The organism is Fulvivirga maritima (assembly GCF_021389955.1).
Lineage (GTDB): Bacteria > Bacteroidota > Bacteroidia > Cytophagales > Cyclobacteriaceae > Fulvivirga > Fulvivirga maritima.
This window is the reverse complement of sequence record NZ_CP089980.1, coordinates 4,852,443-4,870,532: the sequence shown is the minus strand read 5'-3', so window position 1 is coordinate 4,870,532 and position 18,090 is coordinate 4,852,443. Positions and strand designations below refer to the sequence as shown.

The 18,090-nt window shown below is 37.5% G+C and carries 14 protein-coding genes; 12 read left to right on the top strand and 2 right to left on the bottom strand.

Translation table 11 applies throughout. The features are described 5' to 3' along the window. Positions 1-56 precede the first annotated feature (56 nt). From LVD15_RS20505 to LVD15_RS20470, 8 genes are all read left to right on the top strand, one after another. Positions 57-1,055, top strand: a complete 999-nt coding sequence (locus LVD15_RS20505) for a sensor histidine kinase (RefSeq protein ID WP_233777074.1) — start codon at positions 57-59, stop codon at positions 1,053-1,055. Then, positions 1,052-1,819 carry a LytR/AlgR family response regulator transcription factor gene (locus LVD15_RS20500; protein ID WP_233777073.1) on the top strand — a complete coding sequence of 256 codons (768 nt, stop codon included), beginning with the start codon at positions 1,052-1,054 and terminating at the stop codon, positions 1,817-1,819. The genes LVD15_RS20505 and LVD15_RS20500 overlap by 4 nt, the downstream gene beginning before the upstream one ends. A gap of 198 nt (positions 1,820-2,017) precedes the next feature. Then, a complete protein-coding gene (locus tag LVD15_RS20495) occupies positions 2,018-2,395 on the top strand; it encodes a DUF2147 domain-containing protein (RefSeq protein ID WP_233777072.1) in 378 nt (125 codons plus the stop codon). Between the two features lie 4 nt (positions 2,396-2,399). After that, positions 2,400-3,737, top strand: a complete 1,338-nt coding sequence (locus LVD15_RS20490; protein WP_233777071.1) for a TolC family protein — start codon at positions 2,400-2,402, stop codon at positions 3,735-3,737. 1 nt (position 3,738) lies between these two features. Further along, positions 3,739-4,794 carry an efflux RND transporter periplasmic adaptor subunit gene (locus tag LVD15_RS20485; RefSeq protein WP_233777070.1) on the top strand — a complete coding sequence of 352 codons (1,056 nt, stop codon included), beginning with the start codon at positions 3,739-3,741 and terminating at the stop codon, positions 4,792-4,794. A 1-nt stretch (position 4,795) separates the two neighbouring features. After that, a complete protein-coding gene (locus LVD15_RS20480) occupies positions 4,796-7,819 on the top strand; it encodes an efflux RND transporter permease subunit (RefSeq protein WP_233777069.1) in 3,024 nt (1,007 codons plus the stop codon). A gap of 88 nt (positions 7,820-7,907) precedes the next feature. Then, entirely contained in the window at positions 7,908-8,789 is an 882-nt protein-coding gene (locus LVD15_RS20475; protein WP_233777068.1) for a DUF6268 family outer membrane beta-barrel protein, read from the top strand. A gap of 50 nt (positions 8,790-8,839) precedes the next feature. Beyond that, a complete protein-coding gene (locus LVD15_RS20470) occupies positions 8,840-9,223 on the top strand; it encodes a hypothetical protein (RefSeq protein ID WP_233777067.1) in 384 nt (127 codons plus the stop codon). Positions 9,224-9,304: 81 nt separating this feature from the next. On the opposite strand, the gene LVD15_RS20465 is transcribed toward LVD15_RS20470, so the two are convergent. Continuing rightward, the gene (locus LVD15_RS20465) at positions 9,305-10,825 is read right to left on the bottom strand and encodes a DUF4301 family protein (RefSeq protein ID WP_233777066.1); all 1,521 of its coding nucleotides are present in this window, start codon (positions 10,823-10,825) and stop codon (positions 9,305-9,307) included. A gap of 47 nt (positions 10,826-10,872) precedes the next feature. Then, the gene (locus LVD15_RS20460; protein WP_233777065.1) at positions 10,873-12,702 is read right to left on the bottom strand and encodes a glycosyltransferase; all 1,830 of its coding nucleotides are present in this window, start codon (positions 12,700-12,702) and stop codon (positions 10,873-10,875) included. Positions 12,703-12,992: 290 nt separating this feature from the next. On the opposite strand from LVD15_RS20460, the gene LVD15_RS20455 reads away from it, so the two are divergent. The 4 genes from LVD15_RS20455 (at position 12,993) to LVD15_RS20440 (ending at position 18,090) form a co-directional block, all read left to right on the top strand. Next, the gene (locus LVD15_RS20455) at positions 12,993-15,449 is read left to right on the top strand and encodes a glycoside hydrolase family 31 protein (protein ID WP_233777064.1); all 2,457 of its coding nucleotides are present in this window, start codon (positions 12,993-12,995) and stop codon (positions 15,447-15,449) included. Between the two features lie 2 nt (positions 15,450-15,451). Beyond that, positions 15,452-15,760, top strand: a complete 309-nt coding sequence (locus tag LVD15_RS20450) for an isoamylase early set domain-containing protein (RefSeq protein WP_233777063.1) — start codon at positions 15,452-15,454, stop codon at positions 15,758-15,760. A gap of 80 nt (positions 15,761-15,840) precedes the next feature. Next, the gene (locus tag LVD15_RS20445) at positions 15,841-17,046 is read left to right on the top strand and encodes a glycosyltransferase family 4 protein (RefSeq protein ID WP_233777062.1); all 1,206 of its coding nucleotides are present in this window, start codon (positions 15,841-15,843) and stop codon (positions 17,044-17,046) included. 3 nt (positions 17,047-17,049) lie between these two features. Beyond that, a complete protein-coding gene (locus LVD15_RS20440; RefSeq protein ID WP_233777061.1) occupies positions 17,050-18,090 on the top strand; it encodes a polysaccharide deacetylase family protein in 1,041 nt (346 codons plus the stop codon).

The window sequence follows — 18,090 nt, the reverse complement described above, 5'->3', positions numbered from 1 at the left end:
CCTAAACTAAGTTAATGCACGAATTGCCATTCTATAAAATTAGGATAAGTTGAAATATGAAAGATAAAAGTTGGTCCGTAGGTATAATATTTATCCTGGCCTTTTCCTGTGTAATATCATTTCCGTTAATGCTCCGTGTGTCAGTGGATTCATCCATAGAAGTAATCAGGCAACTTTCTTCAGTATTGCTCTATATCACTGCCTGCTGGACATTGTTTCAGCTATACATGAAACACATTAGAAAATCATTTTGGTATTTCGCGGCTTGTCTCATTACTACTTTACTACTCACTCTATTTTTCGATTCTATTGGTATGCTATGGGGTCTTTACGACACCGTAGTAAGTGTATTTACAGGCACCATGAAGCTGTTAATGATTTTCTTCCGAGGGTTACTCATTGGCGGTCTTATTTCTTTCGTGGTGTATTATATTGATGTACTAAGAGAAAAACAGCGTAATGCCATGGAGCTACAGAAACTCAAACAAAAGCAATTGGAAGCTAACATTTCATCTCTAAAAGAACAGCTAAGCCCCCATTTTTTATTTAATTCCATGAACACGCTTAAATCTATGGTTAGAACTAACCCTAATGGCTCTGAAGATTTTATAGTAAAACTCTCAGAAGTATATAGGTTTTTATTAGCACATAGAGAACACCCCACAGTAACCATCTCTGAAGAATTGGAATTTGTAAAAGCGTACAGCTACCTTTTGAAAAGTAGATTTGGCGAGAGTTTAATTATATCTATTAGCATACCAAACGAAGTGAAGGCTTGTCTAATACCTCCACTTACTTTACAATTATTAATGGAAAATGCAGTGAAGCACAATATTGTTTCAAAAACAAAACCTTTGATGATTCAAATCAATGCTGCAAAAGATAAGTTAGTGATCATGAACAATTATCAACCAAAAAGTTCTGTGGAAACCTCTGGGAATGTCGGATTATCAAATATACATAAGCGCTATTTGTTATTATCAGAAGCAGGGATAACAATTGATAAAAACTCAAGCACCTTTCAAGTAAATATTCCAATAATACAGTCATCATGAAAATACTTATTTTAGAAGACGAAATAGCCACAGCCAACGATCTGGAATATTTACTAAAGAAGCTCGATAGTTCAAATATAATTCTAGATATTATTGATAGTGTAGAAGACGGAATAAGTTGGCTGGAAAACAATGAAAGTCCCGATCTTATTTTTAGTGACATTCAATTAGCTGATGGCCTTAGTTTTGACCTCTTTGAAAAAGTGAAACTAGAATGTCCGGTTATTTTCTGTACCGCATTTGATGAGTATGCGATAAAAGCATTTGAAAACCACGGAGTGGCATATATTCTAAAACCTTTTGATGAAGAGAAGCTACAAAAGAGTATGCAACAATATCAAAACTTCGCCAATATTTTTGGAGAAGAAAAAATTACCATAAAAGAAATTGTAAAAGAAATCAGGGTTCATGAACAAGCTTTTAGGAATAACTTTCTGATTCATTACAGAGAAAAAATGATACCCCTAGATGTACAAGACATAGCAAGTTTCTATGCTGAAAACGGAATGACCTACTTAATGACTTATAAAAATCATAAATTCAACATTCAGTATACACTAGAGCAGCTAGAGCAAATGTTAGATCCGAAATTATTCTTTAGGGCTAATAGAAAATTTATTTTATCATTCCAATCTATAGAGGCAGTAGAGCCTTACTTTGCCAGAAAATTATACGTTCATACCAAAGTATCTCTCCCTGACAAAGTAATCGTTAGCAAACAAAAGAGCACTCCATTTTTACGATGGATGGAAGAAAATCATTAATTAGATTATTTTAAAGACAGCAAATGGGCTGTCTTTTTTGTTTATAACTGGTAAATATCTCATTTTTAGCGTTAAGTTTAATCACGACCTCCATCTCTACAATTGTCCCTTTCATAATTATAATTGCCCTTCTGGTCTCAATATTGATGATTTAAGTACTTTATACATAGCATGTTTGTACTATAAAAAAGTAAAAACATGAAAATAATCACTAAAGAACAACTCATTTTCTTACTCTTCTTCTTAGGGATAGGGTTATGTATTTGTAGTGCTCAAGAATCAGACAAGCTTTTGGGTACATGGATAAATGATGACCACAGCCATGAAATTAAATTTCACAAAACAGAAGATGGCACTTATGAAGCCTTTCTGTGGGAGAAAGGTAAAAATGGAAAGAAAATAATTAAAGAGCTGCAAAGTCAAGATGGTGAATACAACAACGGAAAAGTATATTCTCCGAAGAATGAAACTTGGTTCGACTGTAGTGTATCCTTTAAAAATGATAATACTTTATTGGTTACTGGTAAAAAGGGTTGGTTCTCCCGAACCAAGGAATGGACACGTACTAATGATTAATCAAATGAAAAATTTAGTATTGGTCATTTCTGTACTCATACTTGTAGCTTCTCCCTCTCTGGCACAAGATATTCTGGAAAGTTATATCGATGAAGGTATTTCCAGCAACTTACAAATCAATGCACTGAACGCCAATTACGAAAAGTCTCTAGCTGCATTGTTGGAAATAAAAAGGAAATATGGACCTCAAGCAGATGTTATTGCCAGTTATACCAGAAATATAAGAGAAGGGATTCCTTTTGAAAATAATGAAGGGTTAGCCGGGGTGATAGAAAACTCAAACTTAGGGAATATTTCAAATGGCGAATTATACTTACCTCCACAAAACATGTATTCTGGAGGCCTTCAGGTCACTCAACCTATATATATTCCTGAGCTCAAGTATCAAAAAGCCGTTTACAAATCCCAAAGCGAAGCAGTAGCAGCTAATTTAAGTGATTTTAAAACAGAATTAAGAGCAACTATTGAGGAAGCTTATTATCAATATTTAGAGTGTCTTACGATTGAAAAGGTCATTAAGGATGGTTTAAAGTTGGCCCAAAAGAATGAGGAAGCCATTTTAAAACTGATAGTCGTTAATATTGAAACCAAAGATGCACTCTATAAAGCAAAATATAATGTAGCCTCAATAGAAGGACAATTGAGAGATGCTAGCACTGCTAAACGCAACAGTCAGTATTATTTCAACTTTCTATTGAATAGACCATTTACTGATCTCATTGAAATAGACAATGCCTATATACTAGACGAGAAAGCCAACTACAGAGTAACCCGGCAGGCAGATTCTCTATCTTCATACAAGCTAAATACCATACAGAAACAACAAGAAGCTTATGAAGCTGAAAGCAAACTAATAAAGTCAAATTCTTTACCAGATATCCAATTTAAAGCATTTGGCGGTATACAAGGCTCTCAGCTAGATTTTGATAATGAAAGGCTTCCTATGGCTCAATTACAACTATCTCTAAGTTGGAATATTTTCAATAGCGGTATAAACAAAGCCAAATCATATCAAAATTATTGGCAACTGGAGGAGTTAAAAACACAATATGCACTACAGAAGAATGAGTTAGAGATGAATGAACGCAGGCATTATGCAGAATTACAAACTCATACCGAAAACTTTAGCTCTGTAACCAGCAGTTACAAATATGCCAAAGAGTATTATGAAACGGTATTAAAAAAATACCAATTAGGTTCTGCCTCCATTTTAGAGCTTACAGATGCTCAAACACAACTACTAAAGGCTGACAAAGATAGAGCATCTTGGTTTTACCAACTCCATAAAGAAAAAGCCCAATACTTAAAAGAAACAGGCAATACAATTTTAATTCTTCACTAATATGAATCAACAAAATATATTCAAAACATGGCTGTTTTTCATCTTCATCTTATGTATTTGTTCTTGTTCAAAAGAAAAGACTACCAAGGAACCTGCCATTACCAGGGTAGAAACCATTACCCCAAAAAAGGGATCATGGAACACTGCTATTGAGGCCAGTGGTGTAATTGGTAATGACACACAACTTAGCCTGTCTTTCAAAACAGGTGGCTTGGCAGAAAAAGTATATACCAACCAGGGAGATTTTGTTTCGAAAGGTGCGCTAATAGCTGTATTAAATACTACAGAGCTGGATGCCCAGATAGGTCAAAGCAACCTGAAAATCAATAAATTAAAAAGAGATCTGGCTAGAGCTGAGATATTGCTAAAAGATACTATTGCTACACTACAACAGGTTCAGGATTTACAGACCGAACTAGATGTGGCTGAGGAAGAAAAAAGAAGTCTGTTATTTAATAAATCTCAAACTGTATTAAAAGCTCCACGCTCAGGCTTCATTATAGATCAACAGCTTTCTGAAGGAGAATATAAAAACCCAGGGAGTCCGGTGGTTACTATTGGAAGTAAAGATTCCGATTCTAATGAAGAATGGACTTTTACAGCTGGCGTAACTGATCAGGATCGAGTTCACTTAAAAGAAGGCCAAGCTGTTACCCTCACATTAACTGTCTTTGCTGATAAAACCTTTAAAGGCAACATCGAAAGATTATCATCTGTCCCTAATTCAAAGACGGGCACGTATGAAGTAGTGGTTTCATTTACCGCCCCCGAAGAGGAAATAGTATACGGGCTCACAGGTAAACTGCACATACCATTAACGAATCCCACAGAATACTATCAAATTCCAGTAGAGGCTTTTGTTACTATGGAAAACAATTTAAAAGGATCAGTTTATCTGGTAGATGATAACAAAAAGGTAAAGGCAAAGCAACTGCACATATTAGATGTGGCTAAAGAAAATGTAACAGTAAGTGAAACACTTTCTGAGGAAACGAAAATTATTATAACCGGAAAATCAAAAGTGAGACCGGGTCAACATATAGAAATAGTGAAGTGATATGAACATACCTCAATTCTTTATAAAGCACTGGCAGTTTACGGTCTGTATTTTTCTACTCATTGTATTTTGGGGAGTAAAATCGTTTCTGGAAATGTCCAAAACAGAGGATCCATTATTTCCGGTTCCTATCTATCAGGTGGCAGCCATCTACCCGGGTGCCAGTCCAGAGGATTTGGAACAGCAGGTAGTAAAACCTTTGGAGTCAGCCTTGGGATCGTTAGAAGATGTGAACCAAATCAAAACCAAAATAAATGATGGTATAGCCACCATTCAGGTGACCTTTCTGCAAAATGTAGACGTAGACAAGAAATACGATGAAGTTATAAGAGAAGTAAACCAGGAGCAGGTAGATTTTCCTGAAGGGGTTACTGATGTACAGGTTATTCAAGGCTCTACCACTAATGTGAATATTGTGCAATATGCTCTGACTACAGAAAATAAAAGTTACAAAGAACTGGAAGTTTTTGCTGAGCAACTTAAGAGTAGCCTTGAAGGTGCCTCTGGTATACAGGAGGTTAATATTCACGCCAACCCGGAGCAACAGATAAAAGTAACTGTGGATATGCATAAAATGGAGGCTTATCAGCTCACCCTGTCGCAGGTTTCCAATGCCATTGCCAGTGAAGCCACGCGTATTCCGGGTGGTTATGTAGACGTTTCATCTAACCGTTATAATATAAAAACCACGGGAGATTATGAATCTGTAGAAGCTATTAAGAATACCATTATTAATAGCAATGCTGGTCAGCAGGTATATTTGAAAGACATTGCCAGGATTACAGAAGGTTATGAAGACGTGAGCTATTACGCCAGGTATAATGGGAAAAAGGCCATTTTCATCACCGCAAATCAGCTTGAAAACACCAATATCTTCAATGTAAATGATAACATAGAAGAAAAAATGAGTCACTATTATGATTCAAATAATGACATAGAAGTAATAAAAATATTTGATCAAAGCAAAAGTGTATCTCATAGGCTAAATGGCTTATACAGAGATTTTATCATAGCTATAGTATTAGTATTATTTACACTTTTACCATTAGGATTACGGGCCTCTTATGTAGTGATGTTCACTGTGCCTACCTCCATTTTTATTGGTATTACACTATTGCACCTTACAGGCTTTTCATTAAATCAGTTTTCTATTGTAGGATTAGTAATTGCACTAGGATTATTGGTTGATGACAGTATAATAGTAGTAGAAAATATTGTGGCCAAGCTGCGTAAAGGAAAGTCTAAATTAGAGGCCTCTATAGAAGGTACTAATCAGCTAATGGGAGCAATCATATCTGTTACCATTTGTATACTTCTTTCCTTTTTGCCATTGATGATCTTAGATGGAAGTACTGGCGATTTTATCAGGAGCTTACCTATGGCAGTGGTTTACACCATGTGCGGGTCCTTTTTTGTTTCAATAACACTAACTCCATTAATTTCAAAATATATCCTAAAAGAGGATCTGGGTGATAACAAATTCTATCGCTGGGTAATGCGCCTGAATGAGGGACCATTTCTTACAGTACTTCACAAATGTTTGAAATACCCAAAATCTACCCTCGTAATTGCCGCAGGACTCATTTTCATAGGTTTTCTTTTAATCAAAGTAATAGGCGTCACCTTCTTCCCTACCGCAGAAAAACCACAGTTTTATGTAGATATCACTTTACCGAAAGAAAAAAATATAGCTACCACTGATAGTGTAGTGCATTATGTGGAGGACCATTTAAAAAACTACCCTGAAATAACATCGGTGGCAAGTAATATTGGTAAAGGCAACCCTAAAATATACTACAATGTGGGGCAAGAACCTCAGAAAGCAAACTTTGCTGAAGTCTTTTGTGAAGTAGATGAATATCATAAAGACGATTTCAATGAAATGATAGTAAATATCAGGAAGGATTTTGCTCAATACCCTGCCGCAGATATTGAAATCAGAGAATTCATGCAAGGGCCACCCATAACTGATCCTATCGAAATAAGGATTCTCGGTGAAAATATAGACACATTACAAATGTTATCAGCCAAAGTAGCCGGATTGATGAAGGAGACCGAAGGAACATTATATGTAAATAATCCGATGGGAGAAACCAAAACTGACCTTAAAATTGAGGTAGATAATGACAAAGCTGCGGCTTTAGGAGTTACCTACGCGGAAATAGCGAAAACCATCCGCATGGCTTTCAATGGTATTCCTGTAGCAGATATTATGGGCACCAATGGCATAGATTATAACCCTAAAATCATGGTTCAATTGAACCCTGAAGAAGTAGAAGACTTCTCAGCATTTGAGCATATTAGAGTGTCATCTTTATCTGGAGAATTGGTTCCTTTTAAAGCCGTCTGCAACTGGCATTTTGAAAATGCTCCACCTGAAATTCAGCATTATAACCGAAGTAAAAGCGTAACAGTAACCTCCTCTACAGATGAAGGTTATTTAACAAGTAAGGTAAATGCTAAGATTCTGGAAAAGATTAAAGCTATGGATTGGCCTGCTCATTATTCATACGAAGTGGGAGGAGAGCAGGAAAAGCAAAAAGAGAGCTTTGGTGGATTAGCCACTAATATGCTCATCGCTATTTTTGCTATAGCAGCAGTTTTAATTTTGGCCTTTCATGGAATTAAAGGCACCTTAATTGTTGCCTCAGCTATACCTTTAGGCATGTTCGGTGCCGTGGTGGCCTTATGGATTTTTGGTTATTCACTATCCTTCACAGCTTTTATTGGTATGGTAACTCTTGTGGGGCTTGAAGTGAAAAACACCATTATCATTGTAGATTTCACTAATCAAATGCGGGCTGCGGGCCATTCCATAGATGAGGCCATAGAGCTGGCTCGGGAAGAGCGTTTCACTCCTATCTTTCTAACCACATTAACAGCGGTTTTTGCTTTAATTCCTTTGGTTATTGAAAGGTCAGACTTCTTCTCGCCATTGGCACTGGTCCTTATTGGCGGCTTATTAAGCTCGTTATTCCTAACCAGGTTTGTAGAGCCTGTTCTATATAAATTACTAATGAAATAAAATTTCAAACTTAAGCATGGTCTGTGTCTGCATTGCCCAATCCATTGGATTACGACGTAGACCATGCTCCATTTTTGAAAAAACTCATATGAAAAAAACAAAAGCAATTAAGTTCTATTTGTTGTTAGCAGTATTAACATCAGCCACTATTTCAAGGGCCCAGGAAAGAGAACCTTTCGTATTTAGTTATAGCTATTTTCCCCTGGAGGCGGATAATGATTATATACAGCAAATACAAGCCAAAATACTATTGCCCGTAATAGTTAATGAAAAATACATTTTTGGCACTGGCGTAGGTTTTTTACAAGAAGATATTCATAGCACCGAAATTAATTTTAACGATAAACTATACTCGGTAGGCATTCCCCTACTCTACCAGTACCGCTTCAACAAAGCTAGTAGCCTGCAATTAATAGGTAATATTAGCATCAACTCACAGTTTGATGATGTAGTATTTGATGATGCTGTCTACATAGCAGGGGCCAGTTATACAAAACAGTATTCCGAAAAATTAAAATTAGGATATGGAATAATATACATACATCAATTCTTTGGTAATCAAATAGTTCCAATTATCAACGTTAATTATAAGCCCAATAACAAGTGGAATATTTCTGGCCGATTTCCTGCTAACATGAAAGGAATTTACTCTATTAATGAAAAACATTCTATCGGGTTAGAATGGATGTGGCTGGCCAACAGTTTTCGATTAGACAATTTGGTATACGAAGAGGCTTATGTTAAAAATAAAAATGCTATGGCAGAGTTATTTTATCGCCTCAGATTATGGAAATCATCCGTTTTGCAAATAGGAAAAGGTTATAATAATAAATTTTACGAAGTATACACAGAAGAATCGAATCAATTAAACCTATTTACCAAACCTCTAAACCAAAACCTAACTCCTATCCAAGAATTCGAGAATAAAGGATTGTTCTTTAACATAGGAGTCCACTATATTATATTCTAAGAAAAAATATGCATTTACAATTGGAATTTTGACTATTAAAATATCTAAAAATGACCTCTTTCATTACTTATAAATCAAATATTCGAGAAGAATTGGTATTTCTAATAATAGCCATAACTATGATTATTCTTACCGAATTTGCTTTCAAATCATTTAGAAGTGATCAGGGTTATGTAGCTATAGTACTTTTTGAAAATAGTGATCATGCACAGTTATCTGATTTATATACAACAGTAAAGAAGAATATTAATAAGGCGAGCTTAAGTGAATACATTTACATCAAAATAGAAAACCAAACCATTTATTTGATTCCTAATTATAAGGGACTGGAGAGTTATTTATTATTAGTATTTAACATGTCTTTTTCAGAAATTCAAAATCACACCCAACATGAAAAGGCCATTATCTACATACTTGATGAAAGCGCCTACTAAAACAAACTAACCTCTGACAGAATGCAAAAAAGCCACCTTTTGAGTGACCTTTTTATTAATAATTAAATAATCCACATATAATTATTGATGTTGTTCTCTTAGCAGGTCGTTAATCGTTTTAACAGGATTAAAAGTAATTAACGGCACTTCTACCAAAATAGTATTCCAATCGGCCATAGAACCATTCCATAAGCCCGGTAACTCTTGAGCTTTTAACTCTTTTCCGTTCTTAGACTTCTTGGTAATAAATCCTGTTTTAGGATCTCTGTATTTTAATAAATCAAATTTCTCGCCTTTGTAATTTCTTACGCCGCATACCAGGTCAGTAGGATTAAAGTGCGATGATTCCTTGAATATTTTCTCATATTTAGGCTCATCAAGGTTCAACTGGGCGGTCTCTCCTATCTGTAAAGCTAAAGATCCATCTTCGTCTTTCACCCAGAAAGGTCCCCCGCCGGGCTCTCCGGTATTTTCTACCATACCGCAAACACGAATGGGTCTGTCGAGCTTGTTTCTATAATAGCTTACCTTTTCTTGCAGAGAAAACTCTGTAAAACCATCAGGTCTTTTAATATTCAATTGGCCTTCAAATAATTGACCTAAAGACTCAAGCAGATCTTCATTCACGCCGGCATCAAGCTTTTCTAAAGCTTCAAACACCTTACTCTGCACGTCTAATAGTACGCCAGCAATGGCCTTTTTATAACCTGTAGTTGACTTCTTAATTCTATCAGGAACTACATTATCAATATTCTTAATAAAGATAAGATCGGCGTCAATATCATTCAGATTTTCTAACAAAGCTCCGTGTCCGGCCGGACGGAATAGGATGCTGCCATCCTCTTCAATAAAAGGCGAATTATCCATGTTTACCGCTATGGTATCCGTTGACCTTTTTTGCTGGCTAAAGCTTATTACAAAGCTCACACCATACTTCGCTTCGAAGCCTTTCTTTATTTCATTAACATGCTGCTCGAACCGCTCCTGATGCTCAGGAGATACAGTAAAATGTAAATAAACCGTATTATCTTTACCTACGGCATATTCAGCTCCTTCTACAAAATGTTCTTGAACAGGAGTTCTTACCTCATCATCATACTTATGAAATTTCAATAGTCCTTTGGGTAATTCTCCGTAGCCCATTCCTTCTTCAGGATCTAGTAAAGCATGTACTATGCTCTTATAATCTTTACGCTCTAAAGCTTTCTCTATGCTAGATCCATTCTTTTTAAGTGTGTTATCTAACTCATCATAAAAAGCAAATGAAGAAAGCTCAGTTATAAATTTCTTCACAAAATCGTCATTCTCAATATCATCGTCATCAGACTCCAGAAAGGCAAACAGGCTTTTGAACATTCTACTGGCAGCACCGCTGGCAGGCACAAACTTAACGATCTTTTTAGATGATGCGTCTTGTTCGTATTGGCCTAGATAATGAGATAGCTTAGAATCCGTTAATTGTAAGATTCCGTCTTCAATGGTTGCAGAAGCCTGGATATCAAGATAAGGAAATCCGTTTTTGAAGTTTTCTATTTGTTCCTCTACTTTATCAAAAGGTATTCCTTGTTTTTCAACATCATGCTTGAGTTCTTCTGTAATCATGTTTTATAATTTCTATTAGTTTTAGGTTTCAGTTTCTGTATATTATATTAAGCATTTACGAAGTAGCTTTGTTCAGCCATATCGTAAGCTTTTTTATATTCTGCATAAAGGTTACTCCAATCAAAGTACTCCGAGAGGTCTTCTGACTTGGTTCTCATTTCTATACGCATGCGGCTGGTTTTCACCACAAAATTGTAAAGTATATTGGCAAGATTCTCAGCAGCACATTCAAAGCTCTTATTCGCTCTTTCTACTACAAACACTCCATGATCCTCATCTCCTAAAGGTACGTTTTTTATATAATCACCAAAGCCAGACAAATCAGAAGTAACTGCAGAAACACCCCTTGCAAGGCACTCTACAGGCGTATAGCCCCATGGTTCATAGTAGCTGGGGAAAATACCCAGATGGCAAGCTCTAACAAACTCACCGTATTCCATACCAAACAATGGATTGGTAGATGAGACAAAGTCAGGATGGTAAACCACCTTCACCTTATCATCTTGATTATTAACCAGGTTAGCACTTCTCAGATAGTTAAGTATAGGATCTGAGGCATCCTCCATAATGTTATGTGTCACTATGCTGGGCAACTTACCTGATTTCCAAGACTGTATTGTTCTTCTATACCTCAGTTTCCAATAGTCATCAACCAGGTCATTAAGGTCTGGTAAGCGGTGATCTTTCATACTGCTGGCAGCATGCACAAACAGCTTTTCTTTGATTTGGCTTACTATGGCGTCACAGTTTTGAGCTACCTTATCTAGCATAGCCCTGGAGTTAAGCACATCAGGGTTAATAGAATAAGCGGGCTGTTTAGTGATAAAAAACATCACTACCGTCATAGGTACATGGTTTTCCTTCAGCTTCCAGTTAAGCCTTGCCAGTGCTTCCAGCGTAAGGTCATAACCTTTGTTGAGGTATTCGAACCTACCTGAAGTAAAGAAATATAGCGTTTTGCTAAGATCCCACGAATAACTCTGGAAAAAGTGACTCATAATAAACTGCTCCAGCACCTTTTTATGCTCATGATGCAGGTTATGCACTTCATGCACTACGTTGAAGCGTTCTATATTAAGCCCGTTAGGCAAAATATGATCAGGACTACGGCCCAAAAGATAGGCACATTCCCGGCCTGTCACTTCACTTACTGTGGTAAATATATGAGCTCCGTGTACGCAAGCTCTTTCCAGCTTCACATTAGTTTCAATGTCAAAATGCTTGGCCTCATATTCCCAATCCAAAAATGGTAAATGGTTATAGAAGTCTTGATCATTCATAGCCAGATAGCGCCCCAGTAAGGTAGCATGAGTTGTAAATATGGTTTTTACAGGCATCTGCATCCTGCGCATTTCCGGTATTGCCAGCCCAGCCATCCACTCATGAAAGTGAGCCAGCAGGTCTACCTCTGCTTCCATACACTCACGCGCCAGCTCTGACATAAAATGGTAAACCATATAGCCAAAAGCCATCACTTCATCCAGCAAAGGATCATATTTAGTAAACTCTATATGATGATTTTTCCAATAGTAGTATTTTATATTACCCAGATCGTGCATCACGCTATGCGTATGAAAAAGCACGGTCTGCGGCCTGCCAGAGACTAACCAGCGGCCATGGTACACTTCAAACCCCTTAGCACGGCAAGCATGCACTGCCCGGCCTATTATGGATTCTGTATCTTCAAAAGGTTCAAAGTCGGTAGCAGCATTTACCGGCACATAGGGCCCGATAAGACAATAATGGTCTTTCCATTCTTCAGTCATAACAGGAGCCTTAGAACGAATAACTGTATAAATTCCGCCCACCTGATTGCATACTTCCCAAGATATTTCGGTTAAAATCTTTTCAGAGGTGGAATCATTTTTAAGACTCATAGCTATATAATTCTAATCAATTGATGACAATTAAATTTAATGAATAAAAATTCATATGGAACCATGATGGTTTAATTATTTATTTTAATAAATTTTATTAATATAACCGAACAAAAGCAGAAAAGTTGACGCTCATGAATAGTAAATTCTTCTGAATGCAACGTTTATTGTAAATTCTTTGAAATTTTATAAAACCGAATGTATATTCTACTGTTTGAAAAATGATTTATTATCTTATTATATTTGATTAAGGAGATCAACGAACTCTCTTTTCAACCCAAAAGCGTAGCATGGAAAATCAAAATGAAAGTCAAGTAAACCAACAAGCAGATGGCTTTGAAGGTAATTATATTGAAAATTTTCAGGGTAAAGCTAAAGAAGAGGAGTTCTTTCCCGGCTCCATTACTTCTTACGAGAAAATAGAAGAACATATGTTAATGTTTTACGGCGAGCAGTCATCATTAGAGCTCACCGTAATATCTGACTATATATTAAAGTTCCGTTTTGCCCATGATGGTTATTTTGAAGATGACTTCTCATATGCCATAGATCCGGCATACAACTTTACTCCTGCCCAGTTTGATATGGCAGAGACTAAGGATGAGTTTGTCATTTCTACCAGTAAAATCACCTGTCATCTTTTTAAAGACTCTTTTAGGACAAAGATCACTGACAAAGCGGGCAACCTAATAGTGGAAGATGAAAAAGGCTACCACTGGAAAGATGAAAAGAAATATGGAGGTAATGTAGTAGTTACAACCAAAGTATGCCGTGATGATGAACAGTTTTATGGTTTAGGAGACAAATCCACCAGACTGAACCTTCGTGATGGCCGCTTTGAATTATGGGGAACCGACTGCTACGGCTACACTCAAGACACAGATCCGGTATATAAAAACATACCTTTTTACCTTGGGCTGCACAATAATATCGGCTATGGTATTTTCCTGGATAACTCCTTTCGCACTTTCTTTGACTTTGGTGGAGAGAGACACGGAGCAACCAGCTTTTGGGCTCAAGGCGGGGAAATGCGCTATTATTTCATTTATGGCCCGGAGTTAATGAGTGTCAGTGAGCGCTACACCATGCTTACCGGTAGGCCAGAGCTCCCTCCTATGTGGGCCTTAGGCTATCAGCAAAGTAAATGGAGCTACTACCCGGAATCTACGGTAAGAGAGCTGGCTCTAAAGTTTAGAGAGATGCAAATTCCTTGTGATGTTATTCACCTGGATATTGATTATATGAACGGCTACCGCTGCTTCACCTGGGACAAAACACGTTTTCCTGATCCTGCTAAAATGATAGCTGACCTGAGAACTCAAGGCTTCAAAATAGTGGTGATCATAGATCCTGGAATAAAAGTAGATAAAAACTACTTTGTGTATAAACAGGGAATGGATAATGACTACTTCTGTATTCGTGCCGATGGTCCTAAAATGAAAGGCTCAGTATGGCCCGGGCCGTGCTACTTCCCGGATTTTACTAACCCTAAAGTAAGAACCTGGTGGGCCAGCCTCTATGAAGGCCTTATGAATGATGATGGCGTAGCCGGAGTATGGAATGATATGAACGAGCCCGCAGTGTTTGAAGAAGGCTCATTTCCAAGAGATGTGCGCCATGATTATGACGGGCACCCTTGCAGCCATAGAAAAGGACATAACGTTTATGGAATGCAAATGGCCAGAGCGACATATGAAGGCCAAAAGCAGTTTTTAAAACCACAAAACAAAAGACCTTTTACCATCAGCAGATCTGGTTACGCAGGTCTACAACGCTTTGCCTCTGTATGGACTGGTGATAACATGGCTACCTGGGATCACCTCAGAATAGCTAATACACAGTGTCAGCGACTGAGCGCCTCAGGAATATCATTTGCCGGCTCTGATGTGGGCGGCTTTATAGGTACTCCTTCAGGTGAACTGTATGTGCGCTGGGTGCAAATGGCCACCTTCCACCCTTTCTTCAGAACACACTCATCTGGTGATCATGGTGACAAAGAGCCGTGGGTATTTGAGAAAGAGTTTACCGATATAGTTAAAAAATTCATTGAATTCAGATACCAGCTGCTGCCTTACATTTATACGGTGTTCTGGCAATATGCAGAAAGAGGAACTCCCATGCTTAAATCACTGCATATGGTTACTCAAGGAGATGTGCAGAGCTATTACAGAGAAGAAGAATTTCTCTTAGGTGATCATATATTAGTTTGCCCTATGTCTTTGGAGTCTTCCATAAAAAGAGCCGTTTATCTGCCTAAAGGCAAATGGTATAACTATTGGAATAATGAAGTATCAGAAGGAGGACAAGAAATACAGGTAGTAGCCTCATTGCAGGAGATTCCTCTTTTCATTAAAGCCGGATCAGTAATTCCTCTCCAGCCAAAAATGCAATACACAGGACAGATCAGCTTTGATCAGCTTGACCTATTGGTGTATTACACAGAAGGCAGCTACTCCACCGAATTGTATGAAGATGCCGGTGAAGGCTACGATTATGTGGATGGAGACAAATCATTAAAAACTTTTACAGTAGATAATGAAAAAGACATATTTAAATTAACTCAGTCCGTAGAAGGTGACTTTAGCACTCTTTACGAGTCTTATAAAGTGACGTTTTTCGGAATAGACAAACCTAAAAAAGTAACGGTAGATGGAAAAAGTATCGATGTGGAGAAAGATGAAGATGGAAACTTCTACGTTAATGTTCTAAAAGATTTTAACCAAATTTCTGTACATAAAACCAAATAACCATGAGCATTAAAAAGCAGTATTTAAAATCAAAACCTATTTGCAAAGTAACCTTCGCTATTGACAAGAAAGTAGCTAACGGCGCCAGCACCGTACACCTAAGCGGTAATTTTAATGATTGGGCTAAAGAAGAAGATGAGCTCACTGCTCTCAAAAACGGAACATTTAAGATCACTAAAGAGCTGCCTGCTGATCAGGAATATGAGTTCAGGTACCTGCTTGATGGTGAATACTGGGCTAATGATGATGATGCCGACAAGTTTATTGATAATGGCGTATCTAATGAACAGAATTGCGTGATAGTTATCTAACAAGAAGTTCTTCAGATTCATATTATAATTTATTCCAAAGAAACCTCTTGGACATGTTAGATAACTATTAAATAAAATCTATGGATGAATTAAAAGTCCTTATGTTAGGCCCTGGAGAGCCCACTGCCCTGAACAGTGGGCTTGGTATTGCCACCCACCATATAGCAAAAAACCTAAACTCTCTGGTCAGGCTTACCATCATTCAGCCTGGAGATAGCATAGAGGAAACACATTATTCTGAGATTACGGGTGTGAATTTTCAGCAATTTAGTGACATAAGTGTAGCTAAAGACATCGCTCGCATTAGCATAAAAGCTAATCTGGCTCCTTACTTTTATAGTGGTTATACTTCGGAAACGCTAACACAAGAAAACATTAGTGAAAGTGAGGTAAAAAAAGAGCTAGCTCTGTTCACATCAAAAACGGTTTCATTCTCACAAAACATAGATTTCGACCTTATTTATGCCCATGACTGGACTACCATGAAGGCAGCAATGGAGATAAAAAAAGCTACTAAAAAGCCATTGATAGTGCACATTCACTCCTTAGACTATGATCGCAGTGCCACTCATGGCGAATCATGGGTATATGAACTAGAAAAAGAAGGACTGGAAGCTGCTGACCGTATTATAGCTGTGAGCGAATATACCGCTCAAATCATAAATGAATATTATGAAATTCCCAATCACAAAATAGATATTGTACATAACGCTATAGGAGCATACCGGCATTCGCATGTCAATAAGATATTCTCTGAAAAGCTCATTCTTTTTGTAGGCAGATTAACAGGTCAGAAAGGGCCAGCCATTTTCATGCAGATAGCAGCAAAAGTAAACCAACAAATTCCTGAAACCCGTTTTGTAATGGCAGGTACAGGCGAGCTCCTTAAACAACTCATTGAGTCTGGAGCCTACCGCAGTGTAAGTGGTAAGTTTCACTTTACTGGTCAGTTAAGTCCTAAAGATATGAAAGCTCTATACCGCCGCTGCGATATCTATTGTATGCCCTCAGTATCTGAACCGTTTGGCCTCTCTGCGCTAGAAGCAGCCAGCATGGGGCTACCGGTAGTCATTAGCAAACAATCTGGTGCAGCAGAGGTACTGCCAGCAGCTTTAAAAGCTGATTACTGGGATGTAGACGTTTTCGTGAAGCATATTATCTCGCTACTTACCAATGACAAATTATATAATCAGGTGGTAGAAGGAAACACAAAAGAAATTAGTAAGCTCAGCTGGGAAGAAGTAGCCGAAAATATAATGGCAGTGTTTAATAAAGTCAACGCATAAATTATGGATACCTGTCTCATTTTCACCTTTCACTCCCCGCTACAACTCTCCGATTACTCATTCTTTGATATCGGAAAGAAAAAGCCATACTTTGACGAAAAGCACACGCACCAAAGGTTTAAAAGTAACTACAAAAGCATTTTCAAACCAGCGCTAAGCGGCATATTAGATCTACTTACCAGAAGAGATTTTAGATGTTCCCTATACATGTCTGGCACTTTTCTCACCGCACTTCACCGCTCAGAGCCAGCTACCATTGAGAAGCTTAAAAAGCTCATTCAAGATGGTAAAATAACTATTATGGGAGGCACCAGCCATGAGTCCATTGCCTCATTATTTTCAAAATCATTATTTCAATACCAGCTCATTGCTCATAAAAAACTCATAGAGCAATTCTTCGAGGTCTCTCCTACCATTTTAAACAATACAGAAAATATTCACTATAATGACCTACTCACTACCGTAGAAGAGTGTGGTTATAAAGCTTTGTTAACAGAATCTTTAACCTGGTATCTTCATGGTAATTCGCCTTATCAGGTATTTAAATCACCGAAGCATAATGTTTCCATCTTGCTCAATCAGCCCTCTTTGCCAGATAACGCAGCAAAAGGTAGCGGCATTATAACCCGCCACATTGATCCGCTATTGGCTACCTATGATAACTGGAAGCAACACATTGTAAATATTATGAACCAAAGCGAACAGCTGATAACAGCTGAAGAAGCTTTGAAGAAGTATAAGCCTTCATCTACATATAGCATACCCATGCCAATAGGACGCAAAAGGCCACAAGTTGGCATTTCTTCTTTCACTGAAAATGCCATGCAAAAAGAAGTAATAACCAAGTTGTTACTCATGGAAGAAAAGATTAAGAAGGCACTGAACACCAACCTGCTTTATGAGCTCTCCAAATTCACCTCTGCTGACTACTTCCTCGACATGAACTATAAAACCATTACGGCTACTGAAAAGCAACCCTATGATTATTATATCTCCATGATGAATATGCTCTCTGATTTTGAAATCAAAAAAATGAATCTGTAG

Bases quoted from the DNA above. Each gene is read 5' to 3' on its own strand.
- LVD15_RS20505 (WP_233777074.1), top strand. From the start codon at position 57: ATGAAAGATAAAAGTTGGTCCGTAGGTATAATATTTATCCTGGCCTTT.
- LVD15_RS20500 (WP_233777073.1), top strand. From the start codon at position 1,052: ATGAAAATACTTATTTTAGAAGACGAAATAGCCACAGCCAACGATCTG.
- LVD15_RS20495 (WP_233777072.1), top strand. From the start codon at position 2,018: ATGAAAATAATCACTAAAGAACAACTCATTTTCTTACTCTTCTTCTTA.
- LVD15_RS20490 (WP_233777071.1), top strand. From the start codon at position 2,400: ATGAAAAATTTAGTATTGGTCATTTCTGTACTCATACTTGTAGCTTCT.
- LVD15_RS20485 (WP_233777070.1), top strand. From the start codon at position 3,739: ATGAATCAACAAAATATATTCAAAACATGGCTGTTTTTCATCTTCATC.
- LVD15_RS20480 (WP_233777069.1), top strand. From the start codon at position 4,796: ATGAACATACCTCAATTCTTTATAAAGCACTGGCAGTTTACGGTCTGT.
- LVD15_RS20475 (WP_233777068.1), top strand. From the start codon at position 7,908: ATGAAAAAAACAAAAGCAATTAAGTTCTATTTGTTGTTAGCAGTATTA.
- LVD15_RS20470 (WP_233777067.1), top strand. From the start codon at position 8,840: ATGACCTCTTTCATTACTTATAAATCAAATATTCGAGAAGAATTGGTA.
- LVD15_RS20465 (WP_233777066.1), bottom strand. From the start codon at position 10,825: ATGATTACAGAAGAACTCAAGCATGATGTTGAAAAACAAGGAATACCT.
- LVD15_RS20460 (WP_233777065.1), bottom strand. From the start codon at position 12,702: ATGAGTCTTAAAAATGATTCCACCTCTGAAAAGATTTTAACCGAAATA.
- LVD15_RS20455 (WP_233777064.1), top strand. From the start codon at position 12,993: ATGGAAAATCAAAATGAAAGTCAAGTAAACCAACAAGCAGATGGCTTT.
- LVD15_RS20450 (WP_233777063.1), top strand. From the start codon at position 15,452: ATGAGCATTAAAAAGCAGTATTTAAAATCAAAACCTATTTGCAAAGTA.
- LVD15_RS20445 (WP_233777062.1), top strand. From the start codon at position 15,841: ATGGATGAATTAAAAGTCCTTATGTTAGGCCCTGGAGAGCCCACTGCC.
- LVD15_RS20440 (WP_233777061.1), top strand. From the start codon at position 17,050: ATGGATACCTGTCTCATTTTCACCTTTCACTCCCCGCTACAACTCTCC.